The organism is Burkholderia sp. BCC1208 (assembly GCF_902833095.1).
GTDB lineage: Bacteria > Pseudomonadota > Gammaproteobacteria > Burkholderiales > Burkholderiaceae > Burkholderia.
In genome coordinates this window covers 1-16,031 of record NZ_CADFDY010000013.1, presented here as the reverse complement: position 1 = coordinate 16,031, position 16,031 = coordinate 1, and the positions used below count along the sequence as shown (strand labels likewise).

Here is a 16,031-nt window from a genome sequence, read left to right as displayed (position 1 = left end):
AAACAACTCGGACAGGCCCGCAATCCTGCCATTACCCGACCGACCGGCCGGCGCCCTCCCCGGTATCCCGGAACACGCGATCGTCCTCGCGCCATACGAAAGCCGGCTGCGGTGCCGGCTTTCACGCATGGCGCGGAACACGAACCGTCAGGGGGAATCGCACCGGAACGTCGTGTCCGCATCCAGTATCCCACAAGCCGGGACGACTCGAACGCGTGTCACTCGAGCCTGGTATATGAGCCGATTATGCGGCTTTTCAAGCCCCCGCGCTTGGCCGCATGCTGCAAAGCAAAGCCGGAAAAACCCTGAAAATGGGTTCTTTACAACGACCCTCTAAACGTCTAAAAATTCCACTTGACACTCCAATAAAGAGCGCCAACAATCAAGCTGGCACTTTTTTCAATTCGCCGATTGGCGAAACGAAAGAGGCCGAGGTGAGCTTGTGAGGGGGGAACGACTGTATTTTCAGTCGTTTAGCTTTTCGAGCGTGCTCGTGGTAAGTAGCAGCGACTGTGTGACAGGGGAAGTAGGAAAATGGCAACTGGTATCGTTAAGTGGTTCAACGACGCGAAGGGCTTCGGTTTCATCACTCCCGACGAGGGCGGTGAGGATCTGTTTGCGCACTTCTCGGCTATCACCATGAATGGCTTCAAGACGCTGAAGGAAGGCCAGAAGGTGAGCTTTGACGTCGTTCAAGGACCGAAGGGCAAGCAAGCGTCGAACATCCAGGCCGCATAAAGGCATCGGATATCGGACGAAGAAACCCGGCGCACCGCGCCGGGTTTCTTTTTTGTCTATTGGATTTTTGTTATTGCAATCGGCACTTTCTTTTTCGATTAGCTGCCGGATTCGCACAATTTCAGCGAAAGAAGTGCGATTGTCGGGTCAGGCATACAGATCGTCAGTTGTCACCGCACGGAGGACTGCCGTGCGGCGACCTAACGGGCTTGCCGCAGCAGTCAAAGCCTGCGCCTGCCCCGCGTGGCTTACCAGCTGTACGACGCGCCCGCACCCCACGTCGTCGAAGCCGAACTCATGCCGGCTCCGGCGCGCACCTTCAGGTTTTCGCCGAGCCGCACCGACGCACCCAGCGCGACGGCCTGGTAGCCGAGATAGCTGCCCATGCCGACGCCCACTGCGATCGTCTTGCCCAGATCGACATCCGGAATCATCGACAATGCGGTCGCCGCGGCCACACCGCTGTACGCCCGCCGGGCTACTGCGTTCAACTGTTTCAGGTTGACCGCATCGTGAGGCAGAACCGCGTCGGCGACGTTCGCGAGCTTGCGCTCCTGGCCCGGCGCCCCGATCGACACGGTGTCGTCACGATCGGCAATCGAGCCGTGCCCGAGCGCAACCGAATTCCGGCCGGCCGCGACCGCGTCCGTGCCGAGCGCCGTGCTATTCGTGCCTGATGACGACGCGCCGACACCGAAGCTCGAACTGCCGTCGCCGAGCGCCTCTGCGCTCACGCCCATTGCCGTCGAGTCGCGGCCGGTCGCCCTCGCGCGTGCACCGTTCGCCGTGCTGTTCGTGCCCGACGCCTCCGAATCGGCACCGGCGGCTGTGCTTGATTCACCGGTCGCCTTCGATCGCGCACCGTTTGCCGTGCTGTTCATACCGGACGCCTCCGAATTGACGCCCGTCGTCGTGCTCGATTCGCCGGTCGCCTTCGACCGCGCACCGTTTGCCGTGCTGTCCGTACCGGACGCCTCCGAATCGGCACCGGCGGCCGTGCTCGATTCGCCGTTTGCCTTCGACCGCGCACCGTTTGCCGTGCTGTCCGTACCAGACGCCTCCGAATCGGCACCGACGGCCACGCTCGATTGGCCGGTTGCCTTCGAGCGGGCACCATTGGCCGTGCTGTCCGTACCAGACGCCTCCGAATCGGCACCGGCGGCCGTGCTCGATTCGCCGTTTGCCTTCGAGCGGGCGCCGTTTGCCGTGCTGTCCGTACCGGACGCCTCCGAATCAGCACCGGCGGCCGTGCTCGATTCGCCGTTTGCCTTCGACCGCGCACCATTGGCCGTGCTGTCCGTACCAGACGCCTCCGAATCGGCACCGGCGGCCACGCTCGATTGGCCGGTCGCCTTCGACCGCGCCCCGTTTGCCGTGCTCGAGTCGCCCGTCGCCGAGGCGTTCACACCCGCTGCCGTACTCCCCGCCCCGGATGCATTCGAATTCTTGCCAACCGCGACACTGTCCTTGCCAGTGCCGGGAGACGGCAGCGAACCTTCGAGGCGATTCTTCAGGTTGGAGACATCGCTCTGCAGGCCCGACAGCCTACCGTTGATCGTCGACACACTGTTTTCCAGCGAGTCCACCCGTTCGCTAATCGTTTGAGCGTTCGCGTCCACGAGCATCAATCCGAGCATGCCAGCCACACCGGACGCGATCGCACGCATGGCGAGCACACGTGCGGCATCCGAAACAGAGCGCCCGCCTTTCATTTCCCGCATTCCATTCGGATTACTAATTATTTTCATGATATTCCTAACCAAATCCACATCAAACATTCCGGCGTGAGACTCCACCCAGCAAATCTCAATATTGTTAGCGCCGCACTTCCGCGTTTTGCCGAAACATCGGGGGTTGACCATGCATCCGGTATTCCCGAAATGTCGCCCTTCCGCCGCGCCTGGCAATCCGAGCGTGTCACCTTCCAAGGTGATCGCGGACCAGTATAGGAAGCACAGACGCCCCGGAAAATAGGACAAGTTCTATTTTGCGTTCCGGCGACTAAGAGTCCCTTTAAACCACGTGCCGGTCGTATGCGCGGCCGACATAAAACGCGCGTTCAAGCGGGGATACGAAAAAAGCCGCGCACCGAATACGATGCGCGGCTTGTCTGCAGCATTCGATTTCGACCGTCGGCGACACATGACATATCGTGCGCCGCCCACGGTTCAGACGACCCTCAGCGTCCCCATCATCCCGAGATCCTCGTGTTCGAGAATGTGGCAGTGAAACATACGCTCTCCGGGCATGTCTTGCGTGACGAGAATCGACACGGTTTCACCGCTGCGCACGTTCACGGTATCGCGCCATGCGCGGAACGGTTCGCTCGTGCGCGAACCGGCCGACGCCCGCTCGATCACCTGGAACTGCGTGCCGTGCAGATGGAACGGATGGTCCATGTCGGTCGTATTGCGGATCTCCCAGCGCTCGACGTCGCCGCGACGGCTCGTCAGCGTCGCGCGGTGCGGCGCGTAGGTGTCGCCGTTGATCGTGAAGCGCATGCCCGCCGGCCGGCCGTGCGCCGCGCCCTTCATCATCGCGTCCATGTCCATTTCCTCGCCGAACGCGACCGTCTTGTGCGCCACCGGTTCGCCCAGCGGCCGCACCGCGCGCAGCGTGGCAGGCAGCGCACGGGCCTCGGCGGGTACGAACGCGACATCGGCCAGCGCGAGCGCCGGATCGGGCGGCAGGCTGCCGTGGCCGTCGTCGTGCGACATCGCCATCTTGCGGCGGTCGTACTCGGCCGCCTGCAGCACCGCGCGCGACGCGCGGTCGCCGGCGTGCACCAGCACCTCCGCGCGCTCGCCCGGCGCGATCAGCAGCGACGTCACGCGCCGCGGCGCATCGAACAATCCGCCGTCGGTGCCCGCGTGCTCGAACACGCGGCCGTCGTCGAATGCGATGCGCAGGTAGCGTGCGCTGCACGCGTTCCAGACACGCCAGCGTTCGTCGCCCGCGACGTCGATGCGCGGCCGGCGCGCGCCGTTGACCAGCACGAATTGACCTTCACGGCCGTTCATCCAGTCCATCATGTCGTTCGGCGCAATCGTGCCGTCGCGTGCAAGCTTCAGATCCGACACGAACAGGTGGCGCTCGGGCCAGCCGGCAAGCGGATCGTCTGCGGCACGCACGACGAACGGGCCGGCCAGCCCGCGGAACACCTGCTCGGCGGTCATCATGTGCGGATGCGGGTGGTACCAGTAGGTACCGGCGCTGCCCTTCGGCAACGTGAAGCGATACACGCGCGACGCTCCGGGCGCGACGGGATCGGACGGGTTGCCGTCCTGATCGGGCGGCACGGGCAGGCCGTGCCAGTGGATCGTCGACGGCTGCGGCAGCTTGTTCACGAACCGGATCTCGACCGTATCGCCCTCGCGCACGTCGATCAGCGGGCCGACGACCGGGCCTTGCGTGCCCGCGCCGAACTGCCAGAACGTCGTCGGCCGCGCGCCGCGCAGCAGCGGTCGCGCCACCGGTTGAGCGACGAGCGTGGCCCGGAACGTGCCGGGCTCACGACTTTCGTTGGGCAGCGTACGCAACGTCCCGAGCGGCGCGCCGGCCGGCAGTGCGTCGGCGGGCGCGAGCGCGACCGGCGCGGGCGTGCCGTGCTGCGCGTGACCCGGCATCCCTGACATGCCCGACATGCCGGGCATGTCGTCCATCGAATCCATGCCGGCCATGCCAGCATGACCGGCATGCTGCGCCCATGCAGTGCGCGCGAACAGCGACGCGGCCGCGACACCGATGGCGCGCGACAGGAAGGTTCTCCGTCTCATCAATCAATCCTCGTTATTCATGCGGCGCCACGCGACAGCCGCGGCGGTCGCGTCATCATAACCGCAGGGCCCGATCGAAAAACGCCGCCGCCTGTCGGGCGGCGATACGCCGCAGCAAGCCGCGCTACCGCGCCGGATACGGCGCCACGACCGACATCGCCGATCGCCGCTTCGGCAACCGCTGCCGGTCACCGATCGCCCGTTCGCGCCTTCCGCTCGCCCCTCACGTTCGCACCCGCTGCATCGACGATCCGTCAATCCGCCGTTTTTTCACGATGCGGAATAAGTCACTGCGTTATAAAAATTCGTGGTGCAGGGCACAAATTTCCCGTTTCGCGATGCCGAAAAACGTTCCGCAATGCAAAACGACGTGAGTAATTAATTGTTTTTAAAAGAGAATTTTTGTTTCGAGAAGCCGTTCTACATGCACCATCCGAGCAGGTCGCGGACGTAGACTTTGTTCCATGCACTGACGCTTCGCCACCCCGTTCGATACGGACACCGGCGCAAGCAGCCAGTCGGGCCACAGCCGGCCGAGCCGGCAGGCGGCACAACAGAATCGCTCGTAATCAGAATGGGAGAACGGAAATGAAGGGATTTCGCTTTGGTTCAGCGCTCGGGTCGTTCTACATCCTGCCGGCAAACGGCGGCTGGGAAGCGACGTTCGGCAACGCCCTGCTCGGCGCATTCTCGTGTCCGGAAGTGGCTGCCGACCGCATCTCCCGCGGCGACTGCGAGCAGCCGTCCGAACTCGACACGGCCACACTCGAAGTGCCGGACGAAATCACGGAATGGGAAATCGTTCACGTCTGAATGGCAAGCCTGCAACGACAAACGCCCCGGGCGACCGGGGCGTTTTTCTTGAGTGCCGGGCGGCGAAAGGTTCAACCCGCCGCGCCGGCACTTGCATCGGCTCGCGCGATTGCGCGGCCGGTGTCAGGCAACCGCGTCGACGATGCCGTTCAGCGTCGCGCTCGGGCGCATTGCCTGGCTCGTCAGCTCGACGTTCGGACGGTAGTAGCCGCCGATCGCCTGCGGCTTGCCTTGCGCGGCCGCCAGTTCTTCCAGGATGCGCGCTTCGCTGTCGGACAGCGCCTTCGCCACGCCTTCGAACTGCGCCTTCAGCGCGGCGTCCTCGGTCTGCTCGGCCAGCGCCTGCGCCCAGTACAGGCACAGGTAGAAATGGCTGCCGCGGTTGTCGAGGCCGCCGACCTTGCGCGCCGGCGACTTGTTCTCGTCGAGGAACTTGCCGGTCGCCTGGTCGAGCGTCTTCGCGAGGACGAGCGCCTTCGGGTTCTGGTAAGCGTTGCCGAGATGTTCGAGCGACGCGGCCAGCGCGAGGAATTCGCCGAGCGAATCCCAGCGCAAGAAGCCTTCCTCGACGAACTGCTGAACGTGCTTCGGCGCGGAGCCGCCCGCCCCCGTTTCGAACATCCCGCCGCCGGCCATCAGCGGCACGATCGACAGCATCTTCGCGCTGGTGCCGAGTTCCATGATCGGGAACAGGTCGGTCAGGTAATCGCGCAGCACGTTGCCGGTGACCGAAATCGTGTCCTTGCCCGCGCGGATGCGCTCGAGCGAGAAACGCGTGGCGTCGACCGGCGTCATGATGCGGATGTCGAGGCCGTTCGTGTCGTGATCCTTCAGGTAGCGTTCGACCTTCGCGATGATCTGCGCATCGTGCGCACGCGCCGGGTCGAGCCAGAACACCGCCGGGGCGCCGGTGGCGCGGGCGCGGTTCACCGCGAGCTTGACCCAGTCCTGCACCGGTGCGTCCTTCGTCTGGCACATGCGCCAGATGTCGCCCGACTCGACCGCGTGCTCCAGCAGCACGTTGCCGGCTTCGTCGACGACGCGCACGACGCCGTCCGCCGGGATCTGGAACGTCTTGTCGTGCGAACCGTATTCTTCGGCTGCCTGCGCCATCAGGCCGACGTTCGGCACGCTGCCCATCGTGACCGGATCGAACGCGCCGTGCTGCTTGCAGTCCTCGATCACGGCCTGGTAGACGCCCGCGTAGCAGCGGTCCGGAATCACGGCCTTCGCGTCGTACAGTTGACCGTCCGGGCCCCACATGCCGCCCGAATCGCGGATCATCGCCGGCATCGATGCGTCGACGATCACGTCGCTCGGCACATGCAGGTTCGTGATGCCCTTGTCCGAGTTGACCATCGCGAGGCGCGGGCGCACCGCGTATTCGGCCTTGACGTCGGCTTCGATCGCTTCGCGCGTGTCGGCCGGCAGATCCTTCAGGCGCGCGTACAGATCGCCGATCCCGTTGTTCGGGTTGAAGCCGACCTTCGCCAGCACGTCCGCGTGCTTCGCGAGCACGTCGCCGTAGAACACCGACACGAAGTGACCGAACAGGATCGGGTCCGAGACCTTCATCATGGTCGCCTTCAGGTGCACCGAGAACAGCACGTCCTGCGCCTTCGCGTCGGCGATCTGCGCTTCGATGAAGCTGCGCAGCGCGTGGCGGCTCATCACCGATGCGTCGATCACTTCACCGGCCTTCACGGCCGTCTTTTCCTTCAGCACCTTCTTCACGCCGTCGGTCGTCGTGAGTTCGATCTTCACGCTGCCGGCATCGGCGATCAGCGCCGATTTCTCGCTGCCGTAGAAGTCGCCTTCGGTCATGTGCGCGACGTGGGACTTCGACGTGGACTTCCACGCGCCCATCTTGTGCGGATGCTTGCGTGCGTAGTTCTTGACCGACAGCGGCGCGCGGCGGTCGGAGTTGCCTTCGCGCAGCACCGGGTTCACCGCGCTGCCCTTGATCTTGTCGTAGCGGGCCTTGACGGCCTTCTCTTCGTCCGTCGACGGATCTTCCGGATAGGCCGGCAGTGCGTAGCCCTGCGCCTGCAATTCGGCGATCGCGGCCTTCAGCTGCGGCACCGATGCGCTGATGTTCGGCAACTTGATGATGTTCGCTTCCGGCTTCAGCGTGAGCTGTCCCAGCTCGCCCAGATCGTCGGAACCCTTCTGCTCCGACGGCAGGACGTCTGCGAATGCCGCGATGATGCGGCCGGCGAGCGAGATGTCGCGCGTTTCGACGGCGACGCCGGACGAACGCGTGAAGGCCTTGACGATCGGCAGCAGCGAATAGGTCGCGAGCGCCGGCGCTTCGTCGGTGAGGGTGTAGATGATCTTGGGCGAAGTGGACATGGTGGTCAAAGCATTGCTACGTGATGGTGGAACTGAAGAGCGCCGGCGGTAACCGGCGGGGAGCGACCGGGTCGATCGCGAAAGGGGCGCGCCGGTTCAGCCGGGCGGTGGTGTTGCGAGGGCCGTCATGTTTTACCTTGCAGGGCTCGCGGGCCGCATCGCGGCGCCGCGGCCCGCATGCCGGGCCGCCCTGCCAACAAACCTGCCATCCACGAAACGCTCCGGCGCCGGCAGTCAGCGCCGGAGCGGCCGGCAACGTGCCGGCCCACCCCGGAAGGGGTCTTACATGTTCTCGATCAGCACTTCGCCGAAGCCGGAGCACGACACCTGCGTCGCGCCTTCCATCAGGCGCGCGAAGTCGTACGTGACGCGCTTCTGCAGGATCGACTTTTCCATTGCGGCGATGATCGTGTCGGCTGCTTCCGTCCAGCCGAGGTGGCGCAGCATCATTTCCGCCGACAGGATCTCGGAACCCGGGTTCACGTAATCCTTGCCTGCGTACTTCGGCGCCGTGCCGTGCGTCGCTTCGAACATCGCGACCGAATCCGACAGGTTCGCGCCCGGCGCGATCCCGATGCCGCCGACCTGCGCGGCCAGCGCGTCGGAGACGTAGTCGCCGTTCAGGTTCAGCGTCGCGATCACGTCGTATTCGGCCGGGCGCAGCAGGATCTGCTGCAGGAATGCGTCGGCGATCGAATCCTTGATCGTGATCTCGTTGCCCGTCTTCGGGTTCTTCACGCGCATCCACGGGCCGCCGTCGATCAGCTCGCCGCCGAATTCCTTTTGCGCGAGCGCGTAGCCGGCGTCACGGAACAGGCCTTCCGTGAACTTCATGATGTTGCCCTTGTGCACCAGCGTGACCGACTTGCGATCGTTGTCGATCGCGTACTGGATCGCCTTGCGCACGAGGCGCTCGGTGCCTTCGGTCGACACGGGCTTGACGCCGATCCCGGAGGTTTCCGGGAAGCGGATCTTCTTCACGCCCATCTCGTCCTGCAGGAACTTGATCACCTTCTTCGCCTGCTCGGAGCCCGCGGCCCATTCGATGCCCGCGTAGATGTCTTCCGAGTTCTCGCGGAAGATCACCATGTCGATCTTCTGCGGCTCGCGCACCGGCGACGGCACGCCCTTGAAGTACTGGATCGGGCGCAGGCACACGTACAGGTCGAGCTCCTGGCGCAGCGCGACGTTCAGCGAACGGATGCCGCCGCCGACCGGGGTCGTGAGCGGCCCCTTGATCGACACCACGTATTCCTTCAGCACCTGCAGCGTTTCGTCCGGGAGCCACACGTCCGGACCGTACACCTTGGTCGCCTTCTCGCCCGCGAAAATCTCCATCCAGTGGATCTTGCGCTTGCCCTTGTACGCATGCGCGACCGCCGCGTCGACGACCTTGATCATGACCGGGGTGATATCGAAGCCCGTACCGTCGCCTTCGATATAGGGAATGATCGGCTGATCGGAAACGTTGAGCGAGAAGTCCTTGTTGACGGTGATCTTGTCACCGCCCTCCGGAACCTTGATGTGCTGATACGGCATGATCGACTCCAGTGACGTGGCTGAGCAGGTGATGCTGGTCGAAGCTGCGCGCGCGGCGGGGGCGCGGCATGGCCACCCCGTGACGGCAACAGCGAGCCGCTATTCTAGCGCCCCAACCGGGCACTTCGGCGCGAACCGCGGCACTGCGTATCAAGACCTCACTTATGTCTTATATAAGACAGAGGACTTGCCGTTCCGTATTATGCATTAAGATTCCGCCATTTGCCATAGACCGCCCGCCCCCGCTCTCCGCGGGGCGCCGGTGGGCGCCCCGCCATGAACCTGATCGCCCTCAACAAGCCGTTCGGCACGATTTGCCAGTTTTCCGCGCACGAGACGCGGCCGTCGCTCGGCGACTGGGTAAAAACGCCCGGCGTGTACGCGGCCGGCCGGCTCGACGCGGACAGCGAGGGGCTGCTGCTGCTCACCGACGACGGCGCGCTGCAGGCCCGCATCGCGGAGCCGCGCCACAAGCTGGTGAAGCGCTACTGGGCGCAGGTCGACGGCGCGCCGGGGCCCGCCGACCTGAAGGCGCTCGCACGCGGCGTCGACCTCGGCGACTACGTGACGCGCCCGTGCCGCGCCGAATTCATCGAGCCGCCCGACACGCTGTGGCCGCGCAATCCGCCGATCCGCTACCGCGCCGCGATCCCGACCACGTGGATCGAGCTGGCGATCACCGAGGGCAAGAACCGGCAGGTGCGCCGGATGACGGCGGCCGTCGGCTTCCCGACGTTGCGTCTGGTGCGCGTCGGCATCGGCGCGCTCGATATATTCGCGCTCGGCATTGCACCGGGCGAAACGATCGCCCTGCCGCCGCGCGCGCCGTGGGACGGTTTCGCATCCGCCGGATGACGAATCCGGGAATGCACGAATTTTTCGTCATCTTTTTCGTCAACCGCCCCCCGAGATCGCGCGTTAAACCACGCAGATGCCAACCTTAGCTATCCGGCATTGGCAGCCGAACCCCGTGTTTGCGTCACGAAAGCGACGTTTTATTCGAATACGATTCGGCGCCCGCAGCGCAAAGAGAAATTTCTCGAAGCGTCTGTCAACCGAAAGGTGGATGGCACCGTTAGACGACATGACTCCTATTGCCGGGTCATTTGGTTAATTAACTAAAGCTGAGGAACACAACATGAACAAACTGATCGCCGCTCTGGTCGCTGGCCTCTTCGCAACGGCTGCTTTCGCACAAGCTTCGGCTCCGGAAGCTGCTCCGGCAGCAGCAGAAGCTGCTTCGGCACCGGCCAAGCACGCTGCCAAGAAGCACCACGCTGCCAAGAAGCACCACAAGGCATCGAAGAAGGCTGCAGCAAGCGACGCAGCAGCACCGGCAGCTGCTTCGAACTAAGTAAGCAAGCTGTAATAACGCAGTCAAGAACACGCAGTTCTGCCGTTCTTACGGCGTTGAAAGGCAGATCACCGCAAGGCGATCTGCCTTTTTCTTTTTTGTGCCCGCCGGCGCGCATCGCGTACCATGCGGGTCTCGTTTTCCAGACAGGAGCCATGCTGTGTCATTCTCCCTGCGCTCGTCGCTCGGCCGCCTTGCGCGCGCCGCCGTGTTTCCCGCCGCCCTCGCCGTCCTCGCGCTCGGCATGCAGGCCGCCGGCGCGCAAGTGCCGCCCGGCGCCAAGCAGCCGAGCGAGTTCCCGCGCGTGAAGCTGCGCGCCGGCATGTATGTGATCGACGCGGCCGTCGCCGCCAACGACGCCGATCGCGAACAGGGGCTGATGTACCGTTCGCAGCTCGCGCCGAACGAAGGCATGCTGTTCGTCTTCAACGAGAACGCCGTGCACTGCTTCTGGATGAAGAACACGCTGATTCCGCTGTCGATCGCGTTCATCCGCGCGGACGGCACGATCACCGACATCGACGAGATGCGCGCGGAAACCACCGACAACCACTGTCCGCGCAACAACGGCGTCTATGCGCTCGAAATGAGCAAGGGCTGGTTCGCCGCGAAGGGCATCAAGCCCGGCATGAAGCTCGACGGCCTGCCGCGGGCCCAATAACGGCAACGGCCCGCGCGGCGGCATCGCGCCGCGCACCGACCGAAAGCCGGCCGCCCGTTGCGCGCCGGCTTTTTTTCGCCCGCCGGCGGCGATGCACGCCTTGATTCCGCCGGCGCCGGCCGCATCTGCAAAAGCCACGCGCAAGCGCTATGCTTGAAGTCTCGCTTGTTTCAGCCCGGGTCGGCCCCAGCCGGCCCGCTTACGATCCGAACCACCAGGAGGTTCACGTGCCCCGCAAAACCCCCATCGAGCGCTATCGAAATATCGGGATCAGCGCTCACATCGATGCCGGCAAGACCACGACGACCGAGCGCATCCTGTTTTACACCGGCGTGAGCCACAAGATCGGTGAAGTGCACGACGGCGCGGCCACGATGGACTGGATGGAGCAGGAGCAGGAACGCGGCATCACGATCACGTCGGCTGCTACCACGGCCTTCTGGAAGGGCATGGCCGGCAACTATCCGGAACACCGGATCAACATCATCGATACGCCCGGGCACGTCGACTTCACGATCGAGGTCGAGCGCTCGATGCGCGTGCTCGACGGCGCGTGCATGGTCTACGACTCGGTCGGCGGCGTGCAGCCGCAATCGGAAACCGTGTGGCGCCAGGCGAACAAGTACAAGGTGCCGCGCATCGCGTTCGTCAACAAGATGGACCGGATCGGCGCCGACTTCTTCCGCGTGCAGAAGCAGATCGGCGAGCGCCTGAAAGGCGTCGCCGTGCCGATCCAGATTCCGATCGGCGCGGAAGATCATTTCCAGGGCGTCGTCGATCTCGTGAAGATGAAGGCGATCGTGTGGGACGACGAAAGCCAGGGCGTGAAGTTCACGTACGAGGACATCCCCGCGAACCTGGTCGAGCTCGCGCACGAATGGCGCGAGAAGATGGTTGAGGCCGCGGCCGAAGCGAGCGAGGAACTGCTCGAGAAGTATCTGCACGACCATGAATCGCTGACCGAGGACGAAATCAAGGCCGCGCTGCGCAAGCGCACGATCGCGAACGAGATCGTGCCGATGCTGTGCGGCAGCGCGTTCAAGAACAAGGGCGTGCAGGCGATGCTCGACGCGGTGATCGACTACCTGCCGTCGCCGGTCGACGTGCCCGCGATCCTCGGCCACGACCTGCACGACAAGGAGGCGGAACGTCATCCGAATGACGAAGACCCGTTCTCCGCGCTCGCGTTCAAGATCATGACCGACCCGTTCGTCGGCCAGTTGATCTTCTTCCGCGTGTATTCGGGCGTGGTCGAATCCGGCGACACGGTGCTCAACGCGACGAAGGACAAGAAGGAGCGGCTCGGCCGGATCCTGCAGATGCACGCGAACGAGCGCAAGGAAATCAAGGAAGTGCGCGCGGGCGACATCGCTGCCGCGGTCGGCCTGAAGGAAGCGACCACGGGCGACACGCTGTGCGATCCGGCTCACCCGATCGTGCTCGAACGCATGATTTTCCCGGAGCCGGTGATTTCGCAGGCCGTCGAGCCGAAGACGAAGGCCGACCAGGAAAAGATGGGCCTGGCGCTCAACCGTCTGGCTCAGGAAGACCCGTCGTTCCGCGTGCAGACCGACGAGGAATCGGGGCAGACGATCATTTCGGGGATGGGCGAGCTCCACCTCGAAATCCTGGTCGACCGGATGAAGCGTGAATTCGGCGTGGAAGCGACGGTGGGCAAGCCGCAGGTCGCGTATCGCGAGACGGTGCGCACGCCGGCGAAGGACGTCGAGGGCAAGTTCGTCAAGCAGTCGGGCGGCCGCGGCCAGTACGGGCACGCGGTGATCACGCTCGAGCCGAACCCCGGCAAGGGCTACGAGTTCGTCGACGCGATCAAGGGCGGCGTGATTCCGCGCGAATACATTCCGTCGGTCGACAAGGGGATCCAGGAAACGCTGAAGAGCGGCGTGCTGGCCGGCTACCCGGTTGTCGACGTGAAGGTCACGCTGACGTTCGGCTCGTACCACGACGTCGACTCGAACGAAAACGCCTTCCGCATGGCCGGCTCGATGGCGTTCAAGGAAGCGATGCGCAAGGCAAAGCCCGTGCTGCTCGAGCCGATGATGGCCGTCGAGGTCGAGACGCCCGAGGACTTCATGGGTAACGTGATGGGCGACCTGTCGAGCCGGCGCGGCATCGTGCAGGGGATGGAGGACATCGCGGGCGGCGGCGGCAAGCTGGTGCGTGCCGAGGTGCCGCTCGCGGAGATGTTCGGCTATTCGACGTCGCTGCGCTCGGCGACGCAAGGTCGTGCGACGTATACGATGGAGTTCAAGCATTACGCGGAAACGCCGACGAACGTGTCGGAAGCCGTGATCAACGCGAAGACGAAGTAAGCGCCGCGCGCGCCCTTCCTGGCGCATGCACGCGAAGCCCGTCCGGTTCCGGACGGGCTTTTTTTCATCCGGCGCGCATCGCGTTCGCGGCTTGTTGGTCGGCGCACCGAGCTTTTTTTCGCGTGCCACAATGGACGGCGATTCGTCAGATGGAACCGCCCGATGCCTCCCACCCCTGCCCTGCGCCGCCTGCTGACTCTCTATGCCGGCCTGATCGCCGCGAACGTCGCCGTCTGGCTGTGGGCGCTCGCGGTGCTGCGCGACCATCCGCTGCTGCTCGGCACCGCGGCGATCGCGTACGGGCTCGGGCTGCGGCATGCGGTCGACGCGGATCACATCGCCGCGATCGACGTCGCGACGCGCAAGCTGATGCAGGACGGCCAGCGTCCGGTGAGCGTCGGCCTGTTCTTCTCGCTCGGCCATTCGACGATCGTGATCGCCGCGACGCTCGGCATCGCGCTGACCGCGTTCGCGCTGCGCGACCGGTTCGATGCGTTCCGCGAGATCGGCGGCACGATCGGCACGGCGGTATCGGCCACGTTCCTGCTTGCGCTCGCATGCGTGAACCTGATGATCCTGCGCGACGTGTGGCGACGCTATCGCGGTGCATCCGGGCACACGCACGACGGCGCACATGATCATCGTCCTACCGGACTCGTATCGCGGTTGCTGCGCCCGCTGTTCCGGTTCGTGTCGAAGAGCTGGCACATGTATCCGGTCGGCGTGCTGTTCGGGCTCGGTTTCGATACTGCAACCGAAATCGGCCTGCTCGCGATCGCCGCCGCGCAGGCGAGCCAGGGGCTGCCGGTCTATACGATCATGCTGTTCCCCGCGCTTTTCACCGCCGGCATGACGCTGATCGACTCGACCGACAACGTCCTGATGATTCACGCATACGGCTGGGCGATGGACGATCCGCGGCGCAAGCTGCTCTACAACGCGAGCATCACGTTCGTGTCGGCGGCCGTCGCGCTGGCGATCGGCGGGATCGAGGCGGCCGGCCTGCTGGCCGACAAGCTGTCGCTGACGGGCCCCGTGCGCGACACGCTCGATGCGCTCGGCGAACGCTTCGGGTCGATCGGCTACGGCATCGTCGCGCTGTTCCTCGTCTGCTGGATCGCGTCGATCCTGTTCCACCGCTGGCAACGCGCGGCCGGCGCGCCGGCACGCTGAACGACACACCTCTACGTTTCATTCCGGAAACAAAACGCTCCCCAACGACGTTGCACGCGTGATCACGCGACGGCCCCCGCCTTTCGCCACGGGCCCGAGCGGCCGATGGCACGAATCTCGCTGATAGGGATTCGCACGGCGGGCCCGCGTGCCGATCCGCATCCGCGGCTGGCGTCAAGCGCCGGCCCGGAGGCTATCGGCCGACGATAGGACAACGAATCTTTTACGCCCCCCTGCACCACACGTAGATCGTCGCGCGACAACGAGGCATCGCGCGCATGGGGAGGCCATGATGCATAAGACGAAACAACCGTTCCGCGCGGCGGGACGGCGCCCTCGTGCAACCTTGCTGGCCGCGGCCGCGTTTGCGTGCTGCTGCTCGTATGCCGTCGCACAGAACACGAAGCCCGACGCCGCGTCCGACGCGAATGCCAGCGCGGACACCATCATGACGCTGGTCGAGAACGCATCGCCGTGCGCCGCCAATCCGGCTGCGTGCGCGGTGCACGTTTTTGCCGGCCGCGGCGTCGGGAATGGCGGTGCCGGTGCGAGCGGTAGCGGTACCGGTAGCGGCAATGGGAACGGCGGTGGCACGGGTAGTGGCAACGGGAATGGCAGCGGTAGCGGCGGCAACAACGGAAACGGCGCCGTCGGACCTGCCGGTGTCGGTGGAACGACAGGTGGAACGTCAGGCAGTACGAGCGGCACGGGCCGCGGAGGCAATGCGTCCGGCAACGGTGGGTCAGGTGGCGGCACTTCGGGTGGCGGCACTTCGGGTGGTGGCACTTCGGGTGGTGGCACTTCGGGCGGCGGTACCTCGGGTGGCGGCACTTCGGGTGGCGGTACCTCGGGTGGCGGCACTTCGGGTGGCGGTACCTCGGGTGGCAGCACTTCGGGTGGCGGTACCTCGGGTGGCGGTACCTCGGGTGGCGGTACCTCGGGTGGCGGTACCTCGGGTGGCGGTACCTCGGGTGGCGGTACCTCAGGTGGCGGTACCTCAGGTGGTGGTACCTCAGGTGGCGGCACTTCGGGTGGCGGTGGCCACGGTGGTGGTGGCGATGGTGACGGCGGCGGTCACGGTCATGGTGGCGGCCATGGCGACGGCGATGGTGATGGCGGCGGTCACGGCCATGGCGGCGGTCATGGCGACGGTGATGGTGATGGCGGTGGTCACGGCCACGGCGGCGGTCACGGCCACGGCGATGGTGACGGCGGTGGCCACGGCCATGGTGGCGGTCACGGCGACGGCGATGGTAATGGCGGCGGTCACGGCCACGGCGGCGGTCACGGCG

The 16,031-nt window shown here is 65.0% G+C and carries 13 protein-coding genes; 8 read left to right on the top strand and 5 right to left on the bottom strand.

What is annotated here, in order from left to right:
- Positions 1 to 278 precede the first annotated feature (278 nt).
- Both HWX09_RS28960 and HWX09_RS28955 read left to right on the top strand, forming a co-directional pair.
- Complete coding sequence (locus tag HWX09_RS28960; RefSeq protein ID WP_154316536.1) at positions 279 to 446, top strand: hypothetical protein; 168 nt, start codon at positions 279 to 281, stop codon at positions 444 to 446.
- A gap of 88 nt (positions 447 to 534) precedes the next feature.
- The gene (locus HWX09_RS28955; protein ID WP_006478030.1) at positions 535 to 738 is read left to right on the top strand and encodes a cold-shock protein; all 204 of its coding nucleotides are present in this window, start codon (positions 535 to 537) and stop codon (positions 736 to 738) included.
- Positions 739 to 986: 248 nt separating this feature from the next.
- Here the strand turns inward: HWX09_RS28955 and HWX09_RS28950 are convergent, their stop codons facing one another.
- Both HWX09_RS28950 and HWX09_RS28945 read right to left on the bottom strand, forming a co-directional pair.
- Positions 987 to 2,600: a YadA C-terminal domain-containing protein gene (locus HWX09_RS28950; protein WP_230469136.1), complete on the bottom strand. Its 1,614-nt coding sequence runs from the start codon at positions 2,598 to 2,600 to the stop codon at positions 987 to 989.
- 306 nt (positions 2,601 to 2,906) lie between these two features.
- Positions 2,907 to 4,514, bottom strand: coding sequence for a multicopper oxidase family protein (locus HWX09_RS28945; RefSeq protein ID WP_027785213.1), 1,608 nt, complete (start codon positions 4,512 to 4,514; stop codon positions 2,907 to 2,909).
- A 588-nt stretch (positions 4,515 to 5,102) separates the two neighbouring features.
- On the opposite strand from HWX09_RS28945, the gene HWX09_RS28940 reads away from it, so the two are divergent.
- The gene (locus tag HWX09_RS28940; protein WP_027785214.1) at positions 5,103 to 5,327 is read left to right on the top strand and encodes a hypothetical protein; all 225 of its coding nucleotides are present in this window, start codon (positions 5,103 to 5,105) and stop codon (positions 5,325 to 5,327) included.
- A gap of 123 nt (positions 5,328 to 5,450) precedes the next feature.
- Here the strand turns inward: HWX09_RS28940 and HWX09_RS28935 are convergent, their stop codons facing one another.
- Entirely contained in the window at positions 5,451 to 7,679 is a 2,229-nt protein-coding gene (locus HWX09_RS28935; protein WP_027785215.1) for an NADP-dependent isocitrate dehydrogenase, read from the bottom strand.
- Positions 7,680 to 7,961: 282 nt separating this feature from the next.
- Positions 7,962 to 9,218: an NADP-dependent isocitrate dehydrogenase gene (icd, locus tag HWX09_RS28930; RefSeq protein WP_027785216.1), complete on the bottom strand. Its 1,257-nt coding sequence runs from the start codon at positions 9,216 to 9,218 to the stop codon at positions 7,962 to 7,964.
- Between the two features lie 276 nt (positions 9,219 to 9,494).
- On the opposite strand from icd, the gene HWX09_RS28925 reads away from it, so the two are divergent.
- The 5 genes from HWX09_RS28925 (at position 9,495) to HWX09_RS28905 (ending at position 14,739) form a co-directional block, all read left to right on the top strand.
- A complete protein-coding gene (locus HWX09_RS28925; RefSeq protein WP_027785218.1) occupies positions 9,495 to 10,073 on the top strand; it encodes a pseudouridine synthase in 579 nt (192 codons plus the stop codon).
- A gap of 283 nt (positions 10,074 to 10,356) precedes the next feature.
- Positions 10,357 to 10,572: a hypothetical protein gene (locus tag HWX09_RS28920; RefSeq protein WP_011352970.1), complete on the top strand. Its 216-nt coding sequence runs from the start codon at positions 10,357 to 10,359 to the stop codon at positions 10,570 to 10,572.
- 160 nt (positions 10,573 to 10,732) lie between these two features.
- Entirely contained in the window at positions 10,733 to 11,233 is a 501-nt protein-coding gene (locus tag HWX09_RS28915; RefSeq protein WP_027785219.1) for a DUF192 domain-containing protein, read from the top strand.
- 227 nt (positions 11,234 to 11,460) lie between these two features.
- Positions 11,461 to 13,566, top strand: coding sequence for an elongation factor G (gene fusA, locus HWX09_RS28910; protein ID WP_027785220.1), 2,106 nt, complete (start codon positions 11,461 to 11,463; stop codon positions 13,564 to 13,566).
- Positions 13,567 to 13,728: 162 nt separating this feature from the next.
- Complete coding sequence (locus HWX09_RS28905) at positions 13,729 to 14,739, top strand: HoxN/HupN/NixA family nickel/cobalt transporter (RefSeq protein ID WP_027785221.1); 1,011 nt, start codon at positions 13,729 to 13,731, stop codon at positions 14,737 to 14,739.
- Between the two features lie 1,012 nt (positions 14,740 to 15,751).
- Here the strand turns inward: HWX09_RS28905 and HWX09_RS28900 are convergent.
- Positions 15,752 to 16,031: hypothetical protein (locus HWX09_RS28900; RefSeq protein WP_175888614.1), on the bottom strand; the 280-nt coding region annotated here is incomplete at its 5' end.